General features: G+C 74.0%; 10 protein-coding genes. 2 read left to right on the forward strand and 8 right to left on the reverse strand.

Going from position 1 to position 20,713, the window contains the following annotated elements; genetic code table 11:
• Nucleotides 1-35: 35 nt before the first annotated feature.
• Entirely contained in the window at nt 36-2,834 is a 2,799-nt protein-coding gene (locus ACH4OW_RS24585; protein ID WP_398030038.1) for a right-handed parallel beta-helix repeat-containing protein, read from the reverse strand.
• A complete protein-coding gene (locus ACH4OW_RS24590; protein ID WP_398030039.1) occupies nt 2,834-9,094 on the reverse strand; it encodes a putative T7SS-secreted protein in 6,261 nt (2,086 codons plus the stop codon). Before ACH4OW_RS24590 ends, ACH4OW_RS24585 begins: the two co-directional genes overlap by 1 nt.
• 234 nt (nt 9,095-9,328) lie before the next feature.
• Between ACH4OW_RS24590 and ACH4OW_RS24595 the strand changes: the two genes are divergently transcribed.
• Both ACH4OW_RS24595 and ACH4OW_RS24600 read left to right on the forward strand, forming a co-directional pair.
• Nucleotides 9,329-10,336, forward strand: coding sequence for a hypothetical protein (locus ACH4OW_RS24595; protein ID WP_360134432.1), 1,008 nt, complete (start codon nt 9,329-9,331; stop codon nt 10,334-10,336).
• A gap of 82 nt (nt 10,337-10,418) precedes the next feature.
• The gene (locus ACH4OW_RS24600) at nt 10,419-10,727 is read left to right on the forward strand and encodes a hypothetical protein (RefSeq protein ID WP_360134435.1); all 309 of its coding nucleotides are present in this window, start codon (nt 10,419-10,421) and stop codon (nt 10,725-10,727) included.
• Between the two features lie 88 nt (nt 10,728-10,815).
• Here ACH4OW_RS24600 and ACH4OW_RS24605 read toward each other — a convergent pair whose 3' ends face one another.
• From ACH4OW_RS24605 to ACH4OW_RS24630, 6 genes are all read right to left on the reverse strand, one after another.
• Nucleotides 10,816-15,528: an FtsK/SpoIIIE domain-containing protein gene (locus ACH4OW_RS24605; RefSeq protein ID WP_398030040.1), complete on the reverse strand. Its 4,713-nt coding sequence runs from the start codon at nt 15,526-15,528 to the stop codon at nt 10,816-10,818.
• Nucleotides 15,525-17,087 (reverse strand): hypothetical protein, encoded by a 1,563-nt coding sequence (locus ACH4OW_RS24610; RefSeq protein ID WP_398030041.1) that lies wholly within the window; start codon nt 17,085-17,087, stop codon nt 15,525-15,527. The genes ACH4OW_RS24605 and ACH4OW_RS24610 overlap by 4 nt, the downstream gene beginning before the upstream one ends.
• Nucleotides 17,084-17,698 carry a sigma-70 family RNA polymerase sigma factor gene (locus ACH4OW_RS24615; protein ID WP_398030042.1) on the reverse strand — a complete coding sequence of 205 codons (615 nt, stop codon included), beginning with the start codon at nt 17,696-17,698 and terminating at the stop codon, nt 17,084-17,086. The genes ACH4OW_RS24610 and ACH4OW_RS24615 overlap by 4 nt, the downstream gene beginning before the upstream one ends.
• A 242-nt stretch (nt 17,699-17,940) precedes the next feature.
• Complete coding sequence (locus ACH4OW_RS24620; RefSeq protein WP_398030043.1) at nt 17,941-18,636, reverse strand: alpha/beta fold hydrolase; 696 nt, start codon at nt 18,634-18,636, stop codon at nt 17,941-17,943.
• A gap of 117 nt (nt 18,637-18,753) precedes the next feature.
• Nucleotides 18,754-19,515 (reverse strand): MBL fold metallo-hydrolase, encoded by a 762-nt coding sequence (locus ACH4OW_RS24625; RefSeq protein ID WP_398030044.1) that lies wholly within the window; start codon nt 19,513-19,515, stop codon nt 18,754-18,756.
• Nucleotides 19,516-19,606: 91 nt separating this feature from the next.
• On the reverse strand, nt 19,607-20,713 hold the full coding sequence (locus tag ACH4OW_RS24630) for a hypothetical protein (RefSeq protein ID WP_398030045.1): 1,107 nt from the start codon (nt 20,711-20,713) through the stop codon (nt 19,607-19,609).

A 20,713-nucleotide genomic window follows, 5' to 3' on the forward strand; every position in this document is an offset into this window, starting at 1 on the left:
GGGTTTCCTCCTGAGAGTGACTGCGGGGGGGCTGGTCAGGCCGGGTGGACGGCTGCGCCGGCGCCGGGCGGTTGCGGTACGGCGGCGCCGGGCGGGTCCGCTGCCGGTACGTCCAGTTCCGGTACGTCCAGTTCGGACAGGGTCCGCAGGTCCGCCTCGGAGGGCGCGTCGTTCTCCGCGACGCGGTACGCCTGCCGTTCGGTCATCGCCTGGAACGTCTGCCGGGCCGAGCGCCCGTTGCCGAACCGGCCGTCGCGCGGGACGTGGTCGAAGTAGCCGACGAGGGTGTCGCGTGCCGCGTCGGTCAGTTCGTACTGGTGGGCCGCCGCGTGCTGTTCCACGATCTGCACCAGGTCCTCGGTGCCGTAGTCCTCGAACAGCAGCGTGCGGTTGAACCGGGAGGCGAGTCCCGGGTTGGAGTCGATGAAGTGCTCCATCTCCACCGGGTATCCGGCGACGATGACCACGACGGCGTCGCGGTGGTCCTCCATCAGCTTCACGAGGGTGGCGATGGCCTCCTGCGCGAAGTCGTTGCCGCCGGTGGCGTGGGCGGGCGCCAGCGAGTACGCCTCGTCGATGAACAGCACGCCGCCCATCGCCTCCATGAAGACCCGCTGGGTCTTCGGCCCTGTGTGGCCGACGTACTCGCCGACCAGCGCGGAGCGGTCCGCCTCGACGAGGTGGCCCTTCTCCAGCAGGCCGACGGCGGCCAGGATGCGCCCGTAGAGCCGGGCGACCGTGGTCTTGCCGGTGCCGGGGTTGCCCGCGAAGACCAGGTGGCGGCTGAGCGGCGGCGCGGCCAGTCCGGCCGCCTCCCGGCGCTGCACCATGCGCATCAGCTTCACGAGCGAGGCGACGTCCTGCTTGACGCGCTCCAGGCCGATCAGCTCGTGCAGCTCGCCGAGGAGTTCGTCGAGGTCGGCCTCGGTGGGCGGGACCGTCGTCGCGGTGCCGTCGCCGGCCGCGGGGGCGCCCGCCGACTGCGTGGCGCCGGCGCCGGCCGCGGCCGTGGCGGGCGCGAAGGGCGCGGGCCAGTGCGCGTCCTTGACCTGCCAGGCGACGCAGTCGCGCACCTGCGGCTCGGCGCCGTCCTCGGTGCTCAGGTCGGCGTCGGCGTCCTGGACGCGGACGCGGGTCAGTACGGGGGTGGCCGCCGCGCCCAGGTGGACGGCGGGGAAGCCGGGCCCGGTGATCTCGCAGTCCTCGTAGGTGCCGCCGCCCTTGGCGTCGACGATGAGGCCGTTCTTGCCAGGGCGGACGATCCGTACGTCCCGGACGTCCGGTGCGGCGCCCGCCGCCACCACCATCCCGGACCCGGCCGCGTCGGTGATCTCCACGTGCGCGGCCCGTACGGTGGCGCCGTCCTGGCACACCAGCCCGGCGGTGCCGGCGCGCAGCACCCGGGCGCCGTCCAGTTCCGCTTCGCCGCCGCCGAAGGTGAACCCGGCGCGCTCCGCGTCGGCGACCGTGCACCCGGCCAGCCGCACCGCGCCGCCCGAGCCGGCGACGACGCCGTTGCGGCAGCGCGCGACGGACAGTTCGGTGGCTTCGGCGGCCGCCGTGCCGGACAGGTCGAGGCCGGACATGCCGCAGTCGGTGAGGTGCACCTCGGCGAGGGTCAGGCGGCTGTCGGCGACGGCGTGCAGCCCGTGTTCGGGGGTGCTGCCCGCGCGCAGCCGGGTCAGCGTCAGCTCGGCGTCACCGCCGGCGTGCACGGCGCTGTACCGGCAGTCCGTCACCTCGCCGTCGGTCAGCCGGACGGTGGCGGAGCCGGTGGCCAGCAGGCCGTTGGCCGACGAGCCGCGTACGGTCGTGCCGCGCGCGTCCAGCCGGGCCGTGCCGTGTGCCGTCAGGGCCGCGGCCGTGGTCCGTGCGATGCGGGTGTCGGCCAGCCGTACGCGGGCCCGCTCGCCGGCGGCGGCACCGGAGCCGCCGCTGTCCCGCAGAACGCAGCCGACGAGTATGGCATCGCCGCCCCCTGCGACGTGCAGCGCGTCGGCGCCCGAGCCGGTCAGCTCGCAGCCGTACAGCAGCAGTCCGCCACGGGCCGCTTCCGGTGCCCCGGCGTGCGGTGTGTCGTACGGGTCGCCGTCCTCCGGCACGGGCGAGGTGTCCAGCACCCGCACCGCCTCGCCGCCGCAGTCCCGCACTCGGCAGTCCACGAGCAGCGCCGCCGCCCGGTCCTCGAACAGCAGCCCGCTGCGGCCCGCGCCGTCGATGAGGCAGTCGCGCAGCACGATGCGCGCGTCCTCGCGGACCCGCACTCCCGAACCGGTGGCGCCCTTGATCCGGGTGCCGGTCAGTTCCAGGCGCGAGTCGCCGCCCACCACCACGCCGGTGCCCTGGGCGCCGTCGAGGACGCAGTCCGTGAGCCGGACCGCGCCGGTGGTACGGATCAGCGCTCCGGCCAGTGCCGCGCCCGTCAGGCGGGCCTCGGTCATCGTGAGCGCGGCCTCGCGCAGCACCTCCAGGCGCCCGCGGTCGGTGCCGCCGCCGTGCCAGTGGGTGACGCCGCCGGACAGCAGGACGGCGGGCCGGTCCGCGGCGCCGCCGCGTACGGTCAGCCCGTCCAGCGTCAGCCGGGCGCCGGGCAGGACTTCGAGCGCGGGCGCGCCGCCGCCGGACGCGGCCAGGGTGACCCCGCCGCCGTCCGCTGCCCGCAGGGTCACGTCCCGGTCGACGCGCAGGCTCTCCTCGTACGTCCCGGCCGCGACGCGGACCTCGTCGCCGGGCGCGGCGGCGTGCAGCGCCGCGGCGAGGGTGGCGTGGGCACCGGGGCGGCCGGGGGCCACGTGGTGGACGCCGGCGCCCGGAGCCGTCTGGTCGGTGGTCATCAGGCGTCTCCCATGGGCGTGTCCTGGTCTGCGGGCGGGGCGGCCCGGCCCTTGCCCTTGCGGGGGCGCTTGTGGCTGCCGGGGTCGCCGCCCGGCCCGTCCGCGCTGTCGTGTCCGCGCTTGCCGCCGGCCGGGGCCGGTTCGGTGTCGGCGACGCTCCAGTAACCGCCGTCCGGATAGTGCACGACGTCGTCGCTGGCCGTCCAGACGATCTCCACCGGCGGCGGCAGCCGCTTGACCTTCTTCGGCAGGTTGTCGGGGGCGAAGGTGGCCATACTGCCGTCGGCGAAGGTGATGTGCACCTCGCGGCCGAGGACGTTGGTGAAGCGCTGGAGGGCGAGGTCCTCCGCCGTGGTCCTGACGGGCCCGCCGGCGGTGCCGCCCAGGCCGTCGGGAAGGAAGTTCTCGCGGCGCAGCCGGCCGGTGGTCAGGGCGATATACAGCTCCTGCCCGTTGGTACCGCGCGCGATCGCCTCGTCGATCGCGGCGTCGACCCGGGTCCTGGTGTTGCCGCGGAATTCCAACTGGCTGCGCACACCGCGCAGGAGTTCCTCCGGCGAGGGCAGGCCCAGCCGCTCGGGCGCGTTCTCGAAGGCGTGGAAGACCGAGGTGGGCGGCGGCCGGTGCGAGGGGTGCACGATGGCGTAGTCGAGGTGGTTCAGGAACCGCGACGCCTGGGAGTTGTGGGCGTAGGCGTGGGTGATGAACCGGATGTCCTCCTGGCGGATGCCGGCCCGTACCGACGGGTCGCTGGGCAGCGGGGCGGAGACCTGGGGCCCCAGCGGGTTGGCGTCCGTTCCCAGCGTGTCGCCGAGCCGCGCGGCGATCTCGCGGGGCGTTTCCTGGCCCGGCGTCGTGACGGGCCGGAACGGGTTGAGGTGGTCCGCCGCCTCCGGGGACAGCTTGAAGCGGTTGTCGCGGACGTCCGCCAGCTCCAGCCCGGACTTGGCGTCCTTGTTCTCGACCAGGCGCTCCAGCTGCGACAGTCCGGCGTGGTCCTGGAGCAGCTTCTTGTCCTTGCCGAAGAGCCCGGCCATGATCCGGGACAGGTCGGTGGGGATGGCCGCGTTCACGTACTCGGTGACGAAGGCCGTGCCGCGGTCGGGCAGGGTGTGGTTGCCGGCCGCGATGTCGCGCTGCGCGTCGCGGTCGGTGATGCCGTCGTCCACCCGCTTGAGCCAGTCGTCCTCGCTCTCCCCCGCCAGCCGGGGGAAGTCGTCCTTGGTGAGCCGCGGCAGGGTGGTGTCCAGCTCCCAGGCGTTGAACGTGTTGAGCGCGCGGCTCATCTGGTGGAACTCGGCACCGCGGGGGCCGAAGCGCAGCGGTGTCCAGTTCTTGACCGGCACGGCGTCCACCAGCGTCGCGGCGGCGTCCACGAAGAGGTTGGGCTCGGGCGCGTACGGCAGCATCTGGTGGCTGCCGGAGATGCCGACGCGGGCGAGGGTGTCCGCGTTGACCCGGTTGACGAGGACCTGCCGGTCGTCCGGCGTGACCCGCAGCTCGCCCGGCCGGCGCGGCGGCGGCTCCACCGCCTTGGCCTTGCCCTTCCCCTTGCCCTTGGAGCCGCCGGGGTCGGCGGCGGACGACGGACCGGCGTCGTTCCCCGGCAGGTCGTTCGCGGCCTCGGCCGCCTTGGCCTCGGCCGCCTTGGCCTCCGCGGCCGCCTTCGCCTCGGCCTTGGCCAGGTGTTCGTCGGTCTTGACCAGGAGCGGGTCGGGCAGGCCGCCGGCCGGCGGCTCGGGCACCCGGTAGCCGCCGGTCATCATCAGCGGGCGCAGCGGCGGCGCGGCGGCGGGCTCCCCCGCCCGTTCGACGCCGCGCATCTCGAACTTCTTCTCGAAGTAGTCGAAGATGTGCCGGCCGCTGGGCACGGTGTGCTCGAACGTGTCGAAGTCCATGAAGGCGAGGTACGGATGGGTCGCGCCCGTGCCGTCGGCGCCGCCGGCCATCATGGTGTGGATCATCGACCGGCTGGCCGGGCTGGTCATGACGCTGTTGCGGACGGTGCCGAAGGGGAACTTGCTGCCGCTCCAGCCGACGCCGACGACGGCGAGCGGGAAGTCCGTGTGCACGTCGTCCAGGACCTGGCGCACCGCGGCGTTGACGCGGCCGATCTCCGCCGCGGGCCCGTTGACGCCGATGACCACGCCGAAGCGTCCGTCGAAGCTGTCCGGCAGGTTGGTGCGGACCGCCCGCAGGAAGTCCTCCAGCTGGCCGGCGCCGAACTCGTCGTACCTGACGACGGCGTTGACGACGTAGGAGACCGGGCGCCGCTCGTCGAGGCTCTGCCGCAGGTTGCGCAGGTACTCCGCGTCGGACAGCGGGCGCTGGCTGTGCCCGTGGAGGTCACGGAACGCGGTGTTGACCCGGATGTCGCCGGTGGTGGTCCCGCGGCTGAGGTCGCGGTCCCAGTGCAGTCCGGAGGGCAGGGTGTGGTTGCCGCCGTGGCCCGGCGCTCCCGCTGCCGCGTCGGTCATCTCGATGTCGTGCGAGCCGCTCGGCTCCCCGGCGCGCGGGGACGGCGCGCCGCCGAGCGGGCCGACGTACTCGCCACGCTGCGCGCGGTCGATGGCGATCGCGGTGTTCGCGTCGTCGATCTGCTGCCGCAGGGCGTTCGAGTCCATGCCCAGGTCGTCGAGGCGGGCCTCGGCCTTGGCCAGGTCCGCCTGCCGGACGTTCAGGTCCTCAAGCGCGTCGAGGGCAGCGGCGGACGGCTTGGACGGTCCCGGCTGACCCGCCTTGGGCACCAGCCCGTCCGCCTTCTCCTGGGCACGCGCCAGGTCGTACGACGCGCGCTGGTACTGCTCCCAGGCGCTGAGCCGCAGTTCGGCCTGCGGCCCGCTCGTACCGCCGGTGACGATGTCGTGCTTGGCCTGGGCGCGCTCGCCCCGCCCGGTGCCGGGGCCGAGGCCGAGCCGGTCCTGCGGCTCCGGGCGGACCGGGGCGGGGTGGTCCGGCAGGGCCTGGTCCGGTACGGGGTCGGGGTCCACGGCGTTGGCCTTGCCCTTGCCCTTGTCGACGGCCGGCACCGCCTGCGGCTCCGGCTGCGGGTGCGGCTTCGGGCCGCCGGCAGGGCCGTGTTCGCCGAAGATGCCGCCGGTGAGGGCGTTGATCTGCTTGCGGGTCTGCGCGGCGTCGATGCCCAGTTCGTCGAGCTTGGCCTCGGCCTTGGCGACCTCCGCGTGCTTGACACCCAGGTCGTCCAGGGCCTCGGCCAGGGCGGGCGAGGGCTCGCCCGCGGTCACGCCGGGCGGCGGCGCCAGCTCGTCCGCCCGGCGCTCCGCCTTGCCGAGCTGTGAGAGCGCGTGCTCGTATCCGGCCCACGCGTTGAGCTTGGCCCCGGCCTCCGGGCCGACCGAGCCGCCCAGGATCAGGTCGTTGCGGAAGCGCAGGCGCTGGTTCATGGCCGCGGCGCCGGAGAAGCCGCCGAAACGGTTGCCCTGGGGCGTGGTGACGGGGCCGGCGTCCTTCGGTCCGGGCGCGGGGGTGTGCGCGGCGCCGGCCTTCGGGGCGGGTACGGGCGTGGGCGCGGGCTCGGTGCCCTTAACGGCGGCCGGTATGCCGACGGCGGCCTCGTCCTCCGCCTTCGCCGGGCCGCCCGGGTGGGCGATCAGGTCGAGGACGCTGTGGTCCGCGGGGCCGGTGGCGCCGCGGGCGCCCGCCCCGTCCAGGTCGGGGAGGGCCGACACCCCGGAGGGGCTGTCGGAGACGGCGCTGCGGCCGGTGGCCGGGAGCGGCTTGCGGTCACCGGTGTCGAGCAGGCTCATGGCCATGTCGTGCTCGTTGACGACGGGCCGGGGCGCCGCCTTGGGGGCGGCGCCGGTGCCGGGCGCCGCGGCGGGCTTGGTCTCCGGGGCCTTCAGCCGCAGCGGGTCGTGCACGCCGGCGGTCGCCGGGATGTCGGCTGGGGCCTTGGCGAGGTTGCGGGGCGGGGGTACGGCGGCCTGGACGGCCGGGGCCTCGCCGTGCGTGCCCGTCAGGTTGTGCGTGCCGAGCGGGGTCTGCGTGCCCGTCAGGCCCTGCGTGCTGGGCGTGTCCACGCGTACGGGGGTGCCGGGTGCCGTGCTCGCCAGGTGGTCGGAGGTGATCGTGCGCGGGGCCGCGTCGCCGATGCGGAAGCTGATGCCGTCCCCGTGGAAGGCGGTCACCGCGACATCGCCGTTGGCCAGCGCCTGCAGCTCCGGGAAGGTCATGTCCTCCAGGGCCTCGCCGTGCCCGATCGCGCCGCGGGCCATGGAGTGGCCGTCGCCGATGCCGTGGACGAAGCCGCTGTCGAACGAGGTCTCGGGGACGCGGACGGTGGTGCCCTCCGGCACGTGCCCGAGCGCGGACGACGACCCGTGGGCGTCCTTGAGGAGGTCGATGGCGGTGTCGGCGGACAGCAGCAGGTTGTTGTCCATGCGGACCTGGCCGGCCGCGAAGTCGGTCTGCTGGATGAGCTGGGTGGCGCCGGCGCCGTGCACGTCCGGGACGCTCAGGCCGTTGTCGAGCGTGGTCGTCCCCGGCATGTGGAGGTCGGGGGTGGCTATCAGCCCGGGCTGGTCGAAGTGGGCGCCCGTGTGCGTGAGGGAGCCGCTGGGCACGGTGATGCCGTGCGGCATGCTCACGCCGGTGTGCGGCACATTGACCCCGGTGTGCGGCACGTTCACGCCGACGTGCGTGACGGTCCCCAGCCCCTTGGTGCCGAGATTGCCCAGGTTGCCGGGGATGTTGAGGTTCAGTCCGCCGTGGCCGAACGAGCCCAAGCCGTTGGGCAGCAGGTTGCCGACGCCGGTGAAGCCGAACGACCCCGGCCCGGCCGGCCGGAGCGCCCCGATCCCGTCCAGGGAGAGCCCGCCGATCCCGTTGGGCACGGCGGCACCCGGGAACCTGGTGAGCCCGCCGGGCGACACGGAGGGGATGTGCACCCCGGGGAAGGACGTGCCGTGGAAGCCGCCGGGGACGAAGTGCAGGGCCGAGAGGTCCACGAAGCCGCCCGGCACGAAGTGCGTGCCGAGGCCGCCGACGGGCCGGAACGGCACCATCGTGCCGAGCCCGCCGAAGTTGCCGGTGGGGACGCCGTTGCGCAGCGCCGCGTCCGTACGTCCCGCGTTGGCCAGCAGGTTCTTCAGGTCGTTCTGCGGGATGCCCAGCACCCGTTCGGCGAAGGCGAGCCGCGCGGCGCCGCCGATGCCCAGCACGCCCATCTCGGTGAAGTCCAGCGGCAGGACGGTGGCGATGCCCGCCCGGCCGAGCCGCTCGAAGTTGACCTTCGCGTACGCGCCGAGCTTGTTCCAGTCCCCCGTGATGCCCTTGGTGGCATCCGCCCAGTCCTTGGAGACGGTCTTGACCAGCGACTCCCAGCCGCCCTTGCCGAGGTTGCCCAGGCCCTTGACGCCGTTGACGACGTTGAAGGCGGGGGCCGCGTGGAGGCCGAGCACGATCGGCGCCACCACGATCTTCGGCATGTTGTGCAGCGAGGAGAAGTGGCCGATCTCCTTGATGATGTTCTTGCCGGCGCCGGCGATGCCCTGGAAGCCGCCCTTGAGGACGCCGCCCAGGCCCTTGATGATGGAGCCGACCGGCAGTGCCTTGGTGGTGGGGAAGAGCACGCCGAGGAAGGCGAGGCCGAGTTCCAGGCCGCTGGCCTTGCCCTGGCTGAAGTCGACGATGGTCTTGATCAGCAGGACCGCGTTCATGCCCCAGGCGAGGATCGCGAGCACGCCGCCGGTGAAGATGGCGATGACCGACAGGATGATGGTCAGCCACTGGAAGGCTTCCCAGAACATGTCGCAGTCGCTGACCGGCTGGACCATCAGCGACCCGGCCGAGGTCAGTGCCTTGTCCAGGGTGCTCGCCGCGGTACTGAGGGCGCTCTTCGCGTCGTCGGCCCGGTCCTTGTACGTCTGGAGCTGCGGGTCGTCCTTGTCCAGCCCCTGGGCCGCGGTCAGCGCCGCGTCGGCGTCGGCCTGCGCGTCGGTGACGGCGGTGGCGTACTTGCGCAGCGCCGTCTCGGCCTGGTTGAAGGAGTCCGCGACGTGGCCGACGAAGTTGTGCAGGTGGTCGTCGACCATGTCGCGCAGCTGGTCGGCGGTCTTGCCGATGAAGCGCTGGCCGTCGCCCGCGGTCTGCTGGAGTGCCTTGAGGCCGTTGTTGATGGTGCCCGCGTGCGTGGCGAGGTCGCGCATCGCGTCGGCGATGGTGGTGATGGCGGAGGCGTCGCCCGGGGTCGGGTCGCCGTCGAGGCCGAGGGCCCCCCAGTCACCGGGACGCGTAGCCAAGCCTCTTCCCTTCGCGCAGCAGACCGTTCACAGGTGTCGCGTCCGGCGCTTTCCGCGCATCTGGATCATGGGACACCACACCTACGTTTACGTATCTGCGGAGCGATCGGTTCACTGTGTGAACGACATCACTTCGCACCGCTTCCGTCGTTCAGGGGTGAACCGTTCCGCTTCGTGTTGCGTGTGACCATGTGAGACGTGAAGTGATCTCCAGACCGCGGGAGGGGTGTGACCATGTCCGACATAGCCGTCGACTACGAGCTGCTCAACGATGTCGCGCAGAAGTCCGGCAAGCTGAAGGACGAGGTCAAGCAGGCCCGCGAGAGCAAGCAGGAGTACTCGGTCGACGAGGTCGGCTCCCGGGTGGCCGTCGCGGCGATCCGCAAGTACTACTCGACGTGGAAGGGCTCCTTCAAGCGCTCCGAGGAGAAGCTGGAAAAGCTGAAGAACCTCTACGAGGGCGTGGCGAAGAAGTGGGCCGACTGGGACTTCGACCTGGCCAACAAGGCGGCCAAGCAGAGCGCCCAGATCTCCTCCGACCTGTGGAAGGCCCGCGACGAGGAGTGGAACGCGTGGCACGACGCGGTCGAGAAGGCCAAGAAGGAGCACCCGGACCTCGACCCGTCCCAGCTGCCGAAGGAGCCCGAGAAGCCCGGTGAGCGTCCCCACGAGTGGACCACCGACGACGGGCACGGCAACAAGACCACGACGACGTACGAGTACGGGCCGGACGGCGAGCCGACGAAGGTCACCACGACCATGGAGACCAAGACCGGCCTCAAGGCGACCGACACCACGAACTACCACGCCGACGGCACCTACGACTCGAAGTCGACGGACGTCTTCGGCAACGTCACGAACACCACCGGCACCACCACGAAGACCGAGACGGACGAGCACAAGACGACGACGGACGACTTCAAGAGCAAGACGAAGGACACCGACGGCAACGAGAGCACGACGACCGGCACCACCACCTCGGTCACCGACAACAAGACCGGTCACCGTGACACCAAGACCACCTACACCACCGTCGGTCCCGACGAGGACGGCAACGAAGAGACGGTGAACGGCACGACCCACTCCTCCGTCGACCTCAACGGCCACGAGGTGACCACCACCATCGAGGTCAAGAAGGACGGCAGCGGCACCAAGACCGTGGTGACCGACGGCAAGACGGAGGAGTGGACGAGCGACGACGCCAAGGGGGACACGGGCTGGAAGGTCAAGAAGTCCGACTGACCGCCCGCCCCGCGGCCCGGCGCACCCCGGGCCTCCGTCCGGAGCCCCACCCATCCCCATACCGATCCAGGGAGACAGCACCATGCCCGCAGGCAACATCAACCTCGACTACAACGAGATCCAGCGCGTCTCCGGCGTGATGAACCAGGCCGTCAACGACATCAACCCGCTGCTGCTGAGCACCAAGTCCTCCGTCGAGGGCCTGCTCGACAACGGCATGTTCATGCAGCAGAGCAGCCCGGCGCTGAAGGAGTCCTACACCAACCTCACCGCGTCGCTGCAGAAGGCCGTCGAGAGCATCAACTCCTTCGCCAACCAGTTCAACCAGATCAAGAACAACGTCGAGAAGATGGACGCGGACATCGCGGCCGGCACGAAGAAGGCCGGCTGACCGACCGACCGACCGACCGACACGACGGTGCCCCGCCGCCGGACCCGAGGTCCGGTGGCGGGGCACCGTCGTCAGGGCGCCCGGCCGGTCAGCCGGCGTCCCCCTCGCGCAGCACGGTCTCCGGCACCAGCACCGACACCAGCGCGCCCGAGACCGGGTCGACGGTCAGGCCCCGGCCGGGGGTCGGGCGGCCGCGCAGCAGGTCGTACGGCACCCGTACGCCGAGGATGTCGCCCTCGCCGGGTGACTGCGGCGAGAGCAGCACGCCCTTGCGCACCCGCCGTACGAGGCCGAGCCAGCCGATGCCCACCGAGGTGAGCGTCTCGGCGGTGGCCGCGGCGACCAGTCCGATGCCGCGGTCCCGCCCCGTGGTGGCGACCTCGCGCAGCGCCGCGTCGGCGGCGGGCAGCTGGGAGAGCAGGTCGGCGTCGTCCACCAGGACCACGGCGGGCCCCGGTTCGGCGGTCAGCGCCGCGGTGACCTCGTCGGCCAGCGGGTCGGGGTCCTGGATGACCACGGCACGCGGATGCCGGGCCAGGCCGCGCAGCGGCGACTCGCGCGGGGTGAGCGCGACCACCCGGGTGCCGCCGGCCAGCAGGGACACCGCGAGCGTGGTGAGCGCGGTGGACCGGCCGCTGCCGGGCGGGCCGCTGATCAGGAAGGACGGCGCGTCGGCCGCGAAGTCCACGCCGATGGGGCCGAGTTCGTCGCCGCCGACGCCGAGCAGGCCCCACAGGGGGCGCCGGTCGGCGGCCGGGACCTTCTCGTACGCCTCGGTGAAGGACACCTGGCGGGGCAGGCTCAGGACGCGTGCGGGGCGGCGCGCGGCAGGCACGTCGCGGTCCCGCTGCTCGGCCCGCTCGCCGATGCGCTTGAGCGCCTCGGCCTGGTCGCGGCCGGTGACCGGTCCCTCGGTCCGTTCGCCGAGCAGCGCGACCTGCACCTCGGTGGCGCTGCCGCCGCGCCAGCCGCGGCCCTGCGGTACGACCGCCGGCACCTGCTTGGGCGGCACGCCCGCAAGGCTGTACTCGTTGCGGTCGGTCAGCCTGAGCAGCAGGCGCTCGTCGTTGAGCGAGGCGATCTTGCCGGTCATCAGCGCGCGTTCGGACGTGGCGATGACGTGCAGACCCATCGGCGCGCCCTCGCGGATCAGCGAGGTCAGCTCCTGCACCGGGCGGCCGCCGTCGTGGTCGCCCAGCAGGGCGGCCAGCGAGTCCCAGCCGTCGATCAGGACGACGATGTGGGCGGGGCGTTCGGCGGGCGGCAGGAAGGCGCGCAGTTCGGTGAGGTTGGCCGCGCCGTGCGAGGTGAGCAGTTCCTGGCGGGCGCTCATCTCTGCGGTCAGGCGGGTCAGCAGCCGGCCGAGCCGCTCCAGGTCGGCGCGCGGTACGACGGCGCCGCAGTGCGGCAGGGCGGCCAGCGGGGCCAGCGCGCCACCGGCCGCGTCGATGCCGTACAGGTGCACGTCGGCGCTGGAGTGCCGGCGGGCCAGGGCGCCGCCGATGGTGCGCAGGACCTGGGAGCGTCCGGAGCGCGGGGTGCCCAGGACGTACAGGTGCCCGAAGCGGGTGAGGTCCAGTTCCAGGGGCTCCTGGCGCTGGGCGCCCGGCAGGTCGGCCAGGCCCCAGACGACCGGCGCGAGGCGCCCGTCGGCGGGGTCGGGCCGCTCGGGGAGTTCGGACAGGGTCACCGTGTGCGGCAGCGCGGGCAGCCAGGGGCTGGGCTGCCGCTCGATCTCCAGGTCGGCGGCGGCCTGCCGGACCGCGTCGACCAGGGCCGTCAGGTCGGTCGGCGCGTCGCGGTCGTCCATCGCCTCCTGGATGGCGTCGAAGAGGTCCGCGGTCTCCTCGACGGGTTCGGCGGCCGTACGGCCCAGCAGCGACCAGGTGAGTTCGCTGGTCCACACGTCGGCGTCGGGCTGCGGCTGCGCGCCCGCCCCCTTGTCCCCGGCGTCCTGGGGCGTGGCCTGCGCGCCGTCGCGTACGGCGCCCACGAACGCCGTCTGGAACGGCAGTACCGAGCGGTGCCCGATACGGGCCAGGGCGCGGCCGGGGGTGTCGCTGGAGATGCTGACCGCGTCGTTGACCTCCAGGACGTCCTGGCTGTCGAGGGCGTCGGTGACGCGCAGCGAGATCCGCAGGTTGGTGTTGGCGCGGATGTCGGCGGTGACCACGCCCGCCGGACGCTGGGTGGCGAGCAGCAGGTGCAGGCCGAGCGAGCGGCCGCGCTGCGCGATGCCGACCAGGCCCGGCACGAACTCCGGCACGTCGCGGGCGAGGGTGGCGAACTCGTCGATGATGAGCAGCAGCCTCGGCAGCGGCGCCAGCGCGGGGTCGCGGCGGCGCATCGCCCGGTACTCGGTGTGGTCCTTGGCGCCCGCGTCGGCCAGGAGGCGTTCGCGGCGGGTCAGTTCCGCGGTCAGCGAGGTCAGGGCCCGCTCGACCAGGTGGCTGTCCAGGTCGGTGACCATGCCCAGCACGTGCGGCAGCCGCTCGCAGCCCGCGAAGGCGCTGCCGCCCTTGTAGTCGACCAGCACGAACGTCATCTCGTCCGGCCGGTTGACCGCCGCCAGGGAGGCCACCAGCGTCTGGAGGAGTTCGGACTTGCCGGCGCCGGTGGTGCCCGCGATGAGGCCGTGCGGGCCGTCTTTGACCAGGTCGAAGGTGACGGGCCCGGTGTAGCCGGCGCCGAGCAGGACGCCGGTGGAGGCCGGGCGCTTGGTCCAGCGGGCGGCCAGTTCGGCGGCCTGCGGCGGCTCCAGACCGAGCAGGTCCAGCAGCTTGACGCGGTCCGGCAGGCCGTCGGAGCCGTCGGGGGTGACGTCGCGTACGGGGGCCAGGGCGCGGGCGATCCGCTCGCACCAGCCGGTGTCCACCAGGTCGGGACGGATGGCGGTGAGGTCGGCGCTGCCGGTACGGCGCAGCGTCACCTCGCGGGCGCCGACCGCGCAGACGGTGACGCACTCCTCGGGGAGCATCCGCTCCTCCTGGTCGAGGCAGATCAGGAAGACCCGTACGGCCGGGCCCTCCTTGAGGACCTGCACCACGCCGGGCACGTCGCGCAGCCGCCGCGCGCCGTCCAGCACCACGACGAGGTCGGGCTCGGCGAGCAGGGCGCCGCCCATCGCGGACTCGCGCGTACGGGCCCGGGAGCGGATCGCGGAGACCAGTTCGGAGACCCGGTTGGCCACCGTCTCCGGGTCGTTGCCGACGGTCACGGTGGGCCCGCCGGTGGGCGGCGCGGCGACGCCGCCCTCGCCGGGGCGGGCGTGCGGCAGCCAGCGCACCCACTCCCAGGCGGACGCGCCCGCCGCGTCGGTGAGGACGGTGATCCGTACGTCGCGCGGGCTGTGCAGGATCGCGGCCTGCGCCACCGTCCAGCGGGCCAGGGCGCGGGCCGCGTCCGTCTCGCCCGAGATGCCGACGACGCCGTCGCCGCACAGGTCCACGCCGATCGGCATGTCGGGGATCTGCCAGTTCACCGTGCGGTGGTTGTCCTCGCGGGAGCTGTCCTCGATCGTCAGCAGCGACGCCTGGCGCACCGTGCCGACGCGCAGCAGCAGGTGGTCGGGGTGGCCGCGGCGGCGCTCCCACAGCCGGGCGCCGGGGCCGACGGCCCACATGCCGGCGGCGGCCGGGTCGGGTCCGGCGGCGACCCGCAGGCCGCGTTCGCGCGCGACCATGCCCTTGACGTCGTTCTCCAGCGAGGCGCGCCGGGCGCGGTAGTTGGCGACCGAGGTCAGGAAGTCGCGCCAGCCGCTGCGCCGGGAGCTGATCAGGTTGCCGATGGCGAGCACCGGGCTGAAGAACGCGAACATCAGGTAGAAGTACGAGTGCAGGAAGACGACCATGCCGATGCCCATGAACATCGGCGCGATCACCACCAGCAGCGGGATGGAGCGGCGGGCGGGCGGCACCGGCGGCGAGGGCAGCGTGAACCGCTCCGGCACCAGCGGCGGGACGATCCGCGGCGGCCGGTTGAAGTCCAGGTACGCGCCGTCCTCGGAGGCCGTCACGGCGGCGTCCGCCTCGGTGGGCTCGGCCACCCGCAGCAGGTACTCGCCCATCCGCAGCTCGCCGCCGAGCGGCCACTCCACCCAGCCGTCGGGCACGGGCGCGTGGGTGTCGGCGTACGGGTCGGGCAGTTCCGGCGGGGGCGCGGGCGGCAGCGGGGTGGCGTCGGCGCGCGGCCGCTCGGGCGGCGGCTCGGGCAGGGACAGGTGGACGTCGGTGCGGTGGCCCGTCGCGGGTCCGGCGTCCAGCAGCACCGTGCCGTCCGGGCGGACGGTGATCCGGATGCCGGCGGCGGGCACGTCGCGGCCCTGGAGGCGTACCGAACTGCCCTCCGCGGGCCCGACGGTGTGCGTGCCGAGGTCCAGCGGCCAGACCCGCCCGGCGCCGCGCCCGCCGACGAGCTGGAGCTCCACGCGGGGAGCGCGCGGCAGCCGCTCGCCGTCGGCGGAGCGGGACGGCGGGGGCAGTTCGGCGCGATCGGGGCCGTAGCCGCCGTCGGGCTCGGGCGGTACGGGGCCGCCGAGGCCGAGCGTGGCGCCGTCCCGTATGCCGGTGGCGGACAGCGGCAGGTCGGCGGGGAGTTCGCGGTCGCCGAGGTAGAGGGCGGGGGCCGCGCCGCCGTCGCCGGCGTGCTCACCGGCGAGGCGTGCGGCCAGGGCGCCGACGGTGGTGCCGCCCGGGGTGTGCAAAACCAGGTCGCGCCGCTCGGGGGCGGCGTGCGGGGAGCCGGGCCGGGCCGGAGCGGAGGCTTCCGGGGCGGCCGGCGCGAGGGTGACGAAGAGTCTCACGGGTTACGAGGAGTCCGTTCCTGGGGATCGCCGGGGTCGGCGGGGGCGGAGTCGGCGTCGGAGCGGTTCGAGGCGGCGGACACCCCGGCCAGGCCGGGTGCGGCGGCGGGCCGGGGCTCGGCCAGGTCCGGTTCCGCGAAGTCGGCGCCGGCCTGGGAGCCGGCTTCGGCGGTACGGCCGGTCCTGTCCTCGGCCTGCGCCGGAGCGGTGACGGACGGGGCCGCGGCGGGGGCCGCGGGGGCGGGCGCGCCCGGCTCGGGCTCGGCGAAGTCGGCGTCGAAGCCGGCGTCGCGGACGATGGCGGGCGGCTCGGGCACGGGAGCGGGCTCGGATACGGGAGCGGGCTCGGGTACGGGAGCGGGCTCGGGCTCGGGCTCGGGCTTGCGGAACTCCGGCTTCTGCGGGGCGGTTTCCCGTACGGGCCCGGCCGGGACGCCGGGACCGGCACCCGTACCCGCGTCCGTACCCGCGTTCATACCCGCGTCCGGCAGCCAGGAGTACGGCGCGGGGAGTCCCCGCCGTACCGCGCGGGCCACGGAGCGGCCGAGTGCGGGCGACTCCACGTCCACCTGCGGCCCGGGGCCGAGCAGCCTGCCGTCCGCCTCGGCGTGCAGGACCCAGCAGGCGCCGGGCAGCCGGCCGCCGGCCAGCACGCGGGCCTGTCCCCTGGCGCACAGCTCCGCGAGCCGCGCCGCCTGCTCGGGGCCGGGCGCCCAGCAGACGATCACCGGTGCCGTCTCGGTCGCGTCCTCCGGTCCCGCCGCCAGCTCCGCGAGGACGTCGTCCAGCGGACGCCCGGGGAAGCGCGGGTGGACACCGGACGCGACCACGACGGGCGGCCCGTCCGGCATCCGGTCCACCTGAGCGGCCAGCGCCTGGAGCACGCTGCGGGACACCCGCGCGTCTCCCTCGACGGCGAGCGCGGCGGGGCCGCGCAGCCAGTCCACGAGGACGACGCCCGGCGCCTTGCGGTCCACACCCAGGACGAGCGGCAGCCGTACGGGCCGGCCGCGGCCGGTGCGGTCCCGCACCGCGCCGGCCGGTGCCGCCCAGGTCCACTCGCCCGGCTCGTCCGCCGCGTCCGCCCAGGGCAGGTCGGGGCCGGCGGTACCGGCCGGGTCGCGGCCCGCGACGACGACGCGCACGCGGTCCCCCGCCTGCGTCAGCTGGACCGCCGGCGCGTGGCAGCCGTCGCCCGCGGCCGTGTCCGCGCGGTCCAGGGCCGTCCGCACGAGGTCGTGCGCGGCCGGGTCGGCGAAGTACGCGGCCAGGATGCGGGCGCAGCGGCGGTGCCGCAGGTAGGCACGCAGCGGCGCGGTGAACGCCCGGGCCGTCATCCGGGTCTCCCACGCGATGCGGCGGCAGGTACGGCGGAAGCCGCCCAGCTTGCGCACGGTCCTGGCGAGCAGCCAGACGAGCAGGACGAGGGCGGCGAGGAAGCCGGCGAGGATCAGCCAGGAGTTGCGGTCCGGCATGCCGAGGGCCAGCGGCACCGGGGACTGCGCCGGTGCCGCCACGGCCGCCGTCCCCCACGGTGCGATGTGGCCGGTGGCGCTCACGCACACTCCCGCGCGGCGAGGGCGGCGGCCCGCCGCAGGTGGTGCATCGCATGGTGCAGCCGGGACTTCACCGTGCCGGGCGGGATGCCCAGGGCGTGCGCCGTATCGGGGCCGGAACAGCCGAGCAGGTATGTGTACACCAGAACCTCTCGATGGGGACGGGACAGTTGGGCGAGCAGCTCGACGACGTGCGTCCGTTCGACGACGCGCGTGACCTCGTCCGCCGGGCCGGCCGCCTCCGGCGGCAGCCCGGTCGGCACCGCCGGCCGGGAGCTGTCGCGCCGGCTCCAGTCGATCACGACGTTGCGGGCGACCCGGAACAGCCAGGGCAGGCCCGGTTCCCACCCCGCCTCGCGCCGGGACCCGCGGACGTGGGAGACGTCACTTTCCAGCCAGGCGCGCAGCAGCGTCTCCTGGACGACGTCCTCCGCGCGCTGGGGGTCGGCGGGCAGCAGGCCGGTGACGTACCGTAACAGCGGTTGACGGTAGGTCAGGACCAAGGTGGTGATGCGCTCCTCGGCGAACGGGCGGGCGGGCGGCGGGGGAACCGGCGTGGGGCGCCCGGGCCCGGTGGCGGCAGGGCCCCGGGCCGATATCGCCGGTTCGCTCATCGATGTGCTGCCTCAGGGGATTTAAGGGGGTACCGGTCCGTGCGCCGACCGGGACGGGTGGTTGGCACAACCACGCACCACACCCTAATCAGCGGCCGCCGAACGCGGCAAAACCCCCTGGGGCAAACCGGCTCCCCGCCGCCGCATCCGGCCACCCCACGGTGGTGCAACTTTGAACATTCAGCGGCAATTCCGGCAGTCGACGGAAAGAACGGCAGGTGACGGGCCCGTCCGGCAGCCGGCTACAGCCATCCCTCCAGCGACTTCATGAAGCCGTCGAAGTCGTCCCGGTGGATGGTGTGCCCGGCGCCCTCCACCGTGCGGACCTCGAAACCGCGCGCCGCCACCCGCTCCTTGTCCGCCTCAGTGAACAGGAACCCCTCCCCCGCCACCTGCACCAGGGACGGGACGACCGGACGCTCCGGTATGCGCTCCTTGAGGTCCTTGCCGGAGAGGGCCAGCGCGGTGTCCGGGTCCCACTCCTGAATAGTCGCCATTTCCAGTTCTATGTCGGCTTCCTCCCAACGCGGGTTGAAACCCCTGATCATCTGCCGGGTGGCGCGCTTGAACTCGACGAACAGCGCGGGGTCCATCGGCCGCCCGGCGTTGCCGAGGGTCCACGCCGGGTCCGAGTACACGGCGCGCTGCGGGCGCAGCCGCTCCGCCGCCAGGGACAGCGCCATCGCGCCCAGCGAGTGCCCCAGCGCCAGTTCCACGTCCGCCGGCAGGGTCTCCACCAGGTCGTCGGCGAAGACCGTGTCCCGGTACGGGCCGCGCGGGCTGGCCCCGTGGCCGCGCAGGTCCACGGCGATCACACGGTAGCCGCGCTCGGCCAGCGCCGGGCCCACCCGGCGCCAGGTGCGGTGGTCCGACATGATCCCGTGAACCAGGACCGCGACCCGGTCGCCGGTCCCCCACTCGTGGGTGTGCAGCTGCATGACGAAGCCTTTCTGTTCCGTTCCGCGCCGGACTGGGGCACCGGACCGGTCCCTATTGTCGCCACATGGGCAAACCGCCTCTCGGCCCCGACGACTTCACCGGCGCGGCCGCGCAGGTCACAGCCAGTCGGTCTCCGGCGTGGCCGCCGCCAGGGCCCGTGCCGCGCCCGTACGGACCGGCGTGCCGTGCGGCACGCACAGCGTGTCCACGCCGGGCAGTGCGGCCAGCCGCCGGAAGGAGGCGATGGCCACGGCCCGGTCGACGTTGAAGGGGCCGAGGACGATCCGGCCGTCCGGTCCCGCGCCTATGTTGTCGCCGGGGAACAGCACACCGTTCGCGGGCAGGTGCAGGGCGATGCTGCCCGGGGTGTGACCGGGGACGTGCAGCACGCGTGCGGGACCCGGCCAGTCGTCGAGGATGTCGCCCTCGTGGAGTGCGACGTCCACCTCCACGTGCCGCAACGGCGGGGTGCCCGTCTCCGCGATGCCCGCCATGACCTGCTCGTGCAGGGCCTGTTCGGCGGGGGTGTACACCGGCGGCGGCTCCGGCGCGGTGCCGCGGATGTACGGGGCGTCGGCGGCGCCCGCCAGGACGCGTGCGCCGGTGGCGGCCACCAGGTCGGCGGCCGAGCCCATGTGGTCGATGTGCGAGTGCGTCAGCACGATCTGCCGCAGCGCGCCGGGACCGCCGCCGAGCCGTACCAGCGCGTCCAGGATCACGGGCGCCGAGCCCGGGAGACCGGTGTCGACGGCCGCGTAGCCACCACCGCTCAGGCCGACGAGGTAGACGTGCCCTACCGGGAACGGCAGGTGCCAGACGTCGGGAGCGACCGGTACGGGTACGGCGTGCGCCTGTCCGGCGGCAGAGGAGTCGTTCATGCCACGGACGCTAGCGGGCGACCCCCGGCGGGCCACCCGCTTTGCGCCCGGGGCGAATTGAGCGGACGGCGAACACCCCGCCGCCTTCGCGCTACCCCTCCCCCTCCCCCTGCCCCTGGAAGGCCGGCAGCGCGAAGACGCGTTCCTTGGCGGGCTCGTCCATCAGCTCCACCAGCGGCAGGACCGCGTCCCACAGGTCCTGCTTCTCGATCTCCAGCACCATCGCTTCCAAATCCGCGTCCGGCAGCCCGCCGGCCGCGTCCGCCACGGCCTTGCGCGACTCCGGCGGCAACGCGTCCACCAGCGGCAGGAATTCCGCCCACAGCCCGGTCGCCACGACCGCCCGTACGACGGCGCCGAGCACCCGCGCGTCCCGCAGCGACGGCAGGGCGGCGACCGTACGCCGGTCCTCTACGGACAGCAGGGCCACCAGCGGCAGCAGCGCCTCCCACAGCTCCTGTTCGTGCGCGGTGCGCACCAGCCCGTCCAGCCGCTGCGGGTCCTGCCGGGCGGCGAGGGCGGCGATCTCCGCACGCCGTCCGGGGCCGGCCATCGCGGCCACGGCCAGCGCCTCGGGCCACAGGCCGTCCCCGGCCGCGGCCACCACCGAGGTGAGCCGTTCCTCGCCCATCAGCTCCAGGATGGCGTCGAGGCGTTCCGGCAGGTCGATGTAGAACCCGACGCGCAGCACCACGCGGTCGTCGACGCGTTGCAGGATGCGCTCCAGGGCCCGGTCGCGCAGGTGGCCGACGAAGCGGCCCATCGTGAGGTGGTCGCCGCGTTCGGCGAGGGCGACGGCGATGCGGACGACGAGGTCCTCGTCCAGCCGGTCGACGACGCCGGCGATACGGCGCGGGTCCAGGTGGCCGCAGGACTCGGCCGTGAAGGCGACGGGCAGCTTCTCGATGATGTCGGCGGCGCGCCCGGCCTCCAGCCGCCCGGCCACGGAGGCCGCCAGCCGCGGCCCGAGCGCCTTCTGCGAGATGGCGGCGGCGACTCCGGCCGGTACGAGCTTGGTGGCGGCGGCGATGCGGTCCAGCATGTCCGGCGCGTGGTCGAAGAGCGCGTCCACGGTGCGGGCGCGCAGTTGCCGTACGTCCTGCGCCGGGAGCGCGTGCAGGAACTCCAGCCGCTCCGGCGGCACGTCGAGCAGCTGCGCGATCTTCTGTGCTTCGGCCCGGTTGGCGAGCGCTTTCAC

Source organism: Streptomyces sp. NPDC017056, from assembly GCF_044332485.1.
Lineage (GTDB): Bacteria > Actinomycetota > Actinomycetes > Streptomycetales > Streptomycetaceae > Streptomyces.

What these genes read in the sequence shown, in the direction of transcription:
- ACH4OW_RS24585 (WP_398030038.1), bottom strand. Translation starts at nt 2,834, where the DNA reads ATGACCACCGACCAGACGGCTCCGGGCGCCGGCGTCCACCACGTGGCC.
- ACH4OW_RS24595 (WP_360134432.1), top strand. Translation starts at nt 9,329, where the DNA reads ATGTCCGACATAGCCGTCGACTACGAGCTGCTCAACGATGTCGCGCAG.
- ACH4OW_RS24600 (WP_360134435.1), top strand. Translation starts at nt 10,419, where the DNA reads ATGCCCGCAGGCAACATCAACCTCGACTACAACGAGATCCAGCGCGTC.
- ACH4OW_RS24615 (WP_398030042.1), bottom strand. Translation starts at nt 17,698, where the DNA reads ATGAGCGAACCGGCGATATCGGCCCGGGGCCCTGCCGCCACCGGGCCC.
- ACH4OW_RS24620 (WP_398030043.1), bottom strand. Translation starts at nt 18,636, where the DNA reads ATGCAGCTGCACACCCACGAGTGGGGGACCGGCGACCGGGTCGCGGTC.
- ACH4OW_RS24625 (WP_398030044.1), bottom strand. Translation starts at nt 19,515, where the DNA reads ATGAACGACTCCTCTGCCGCCGGACAGGCGCACGCCGTACCCGTACCG.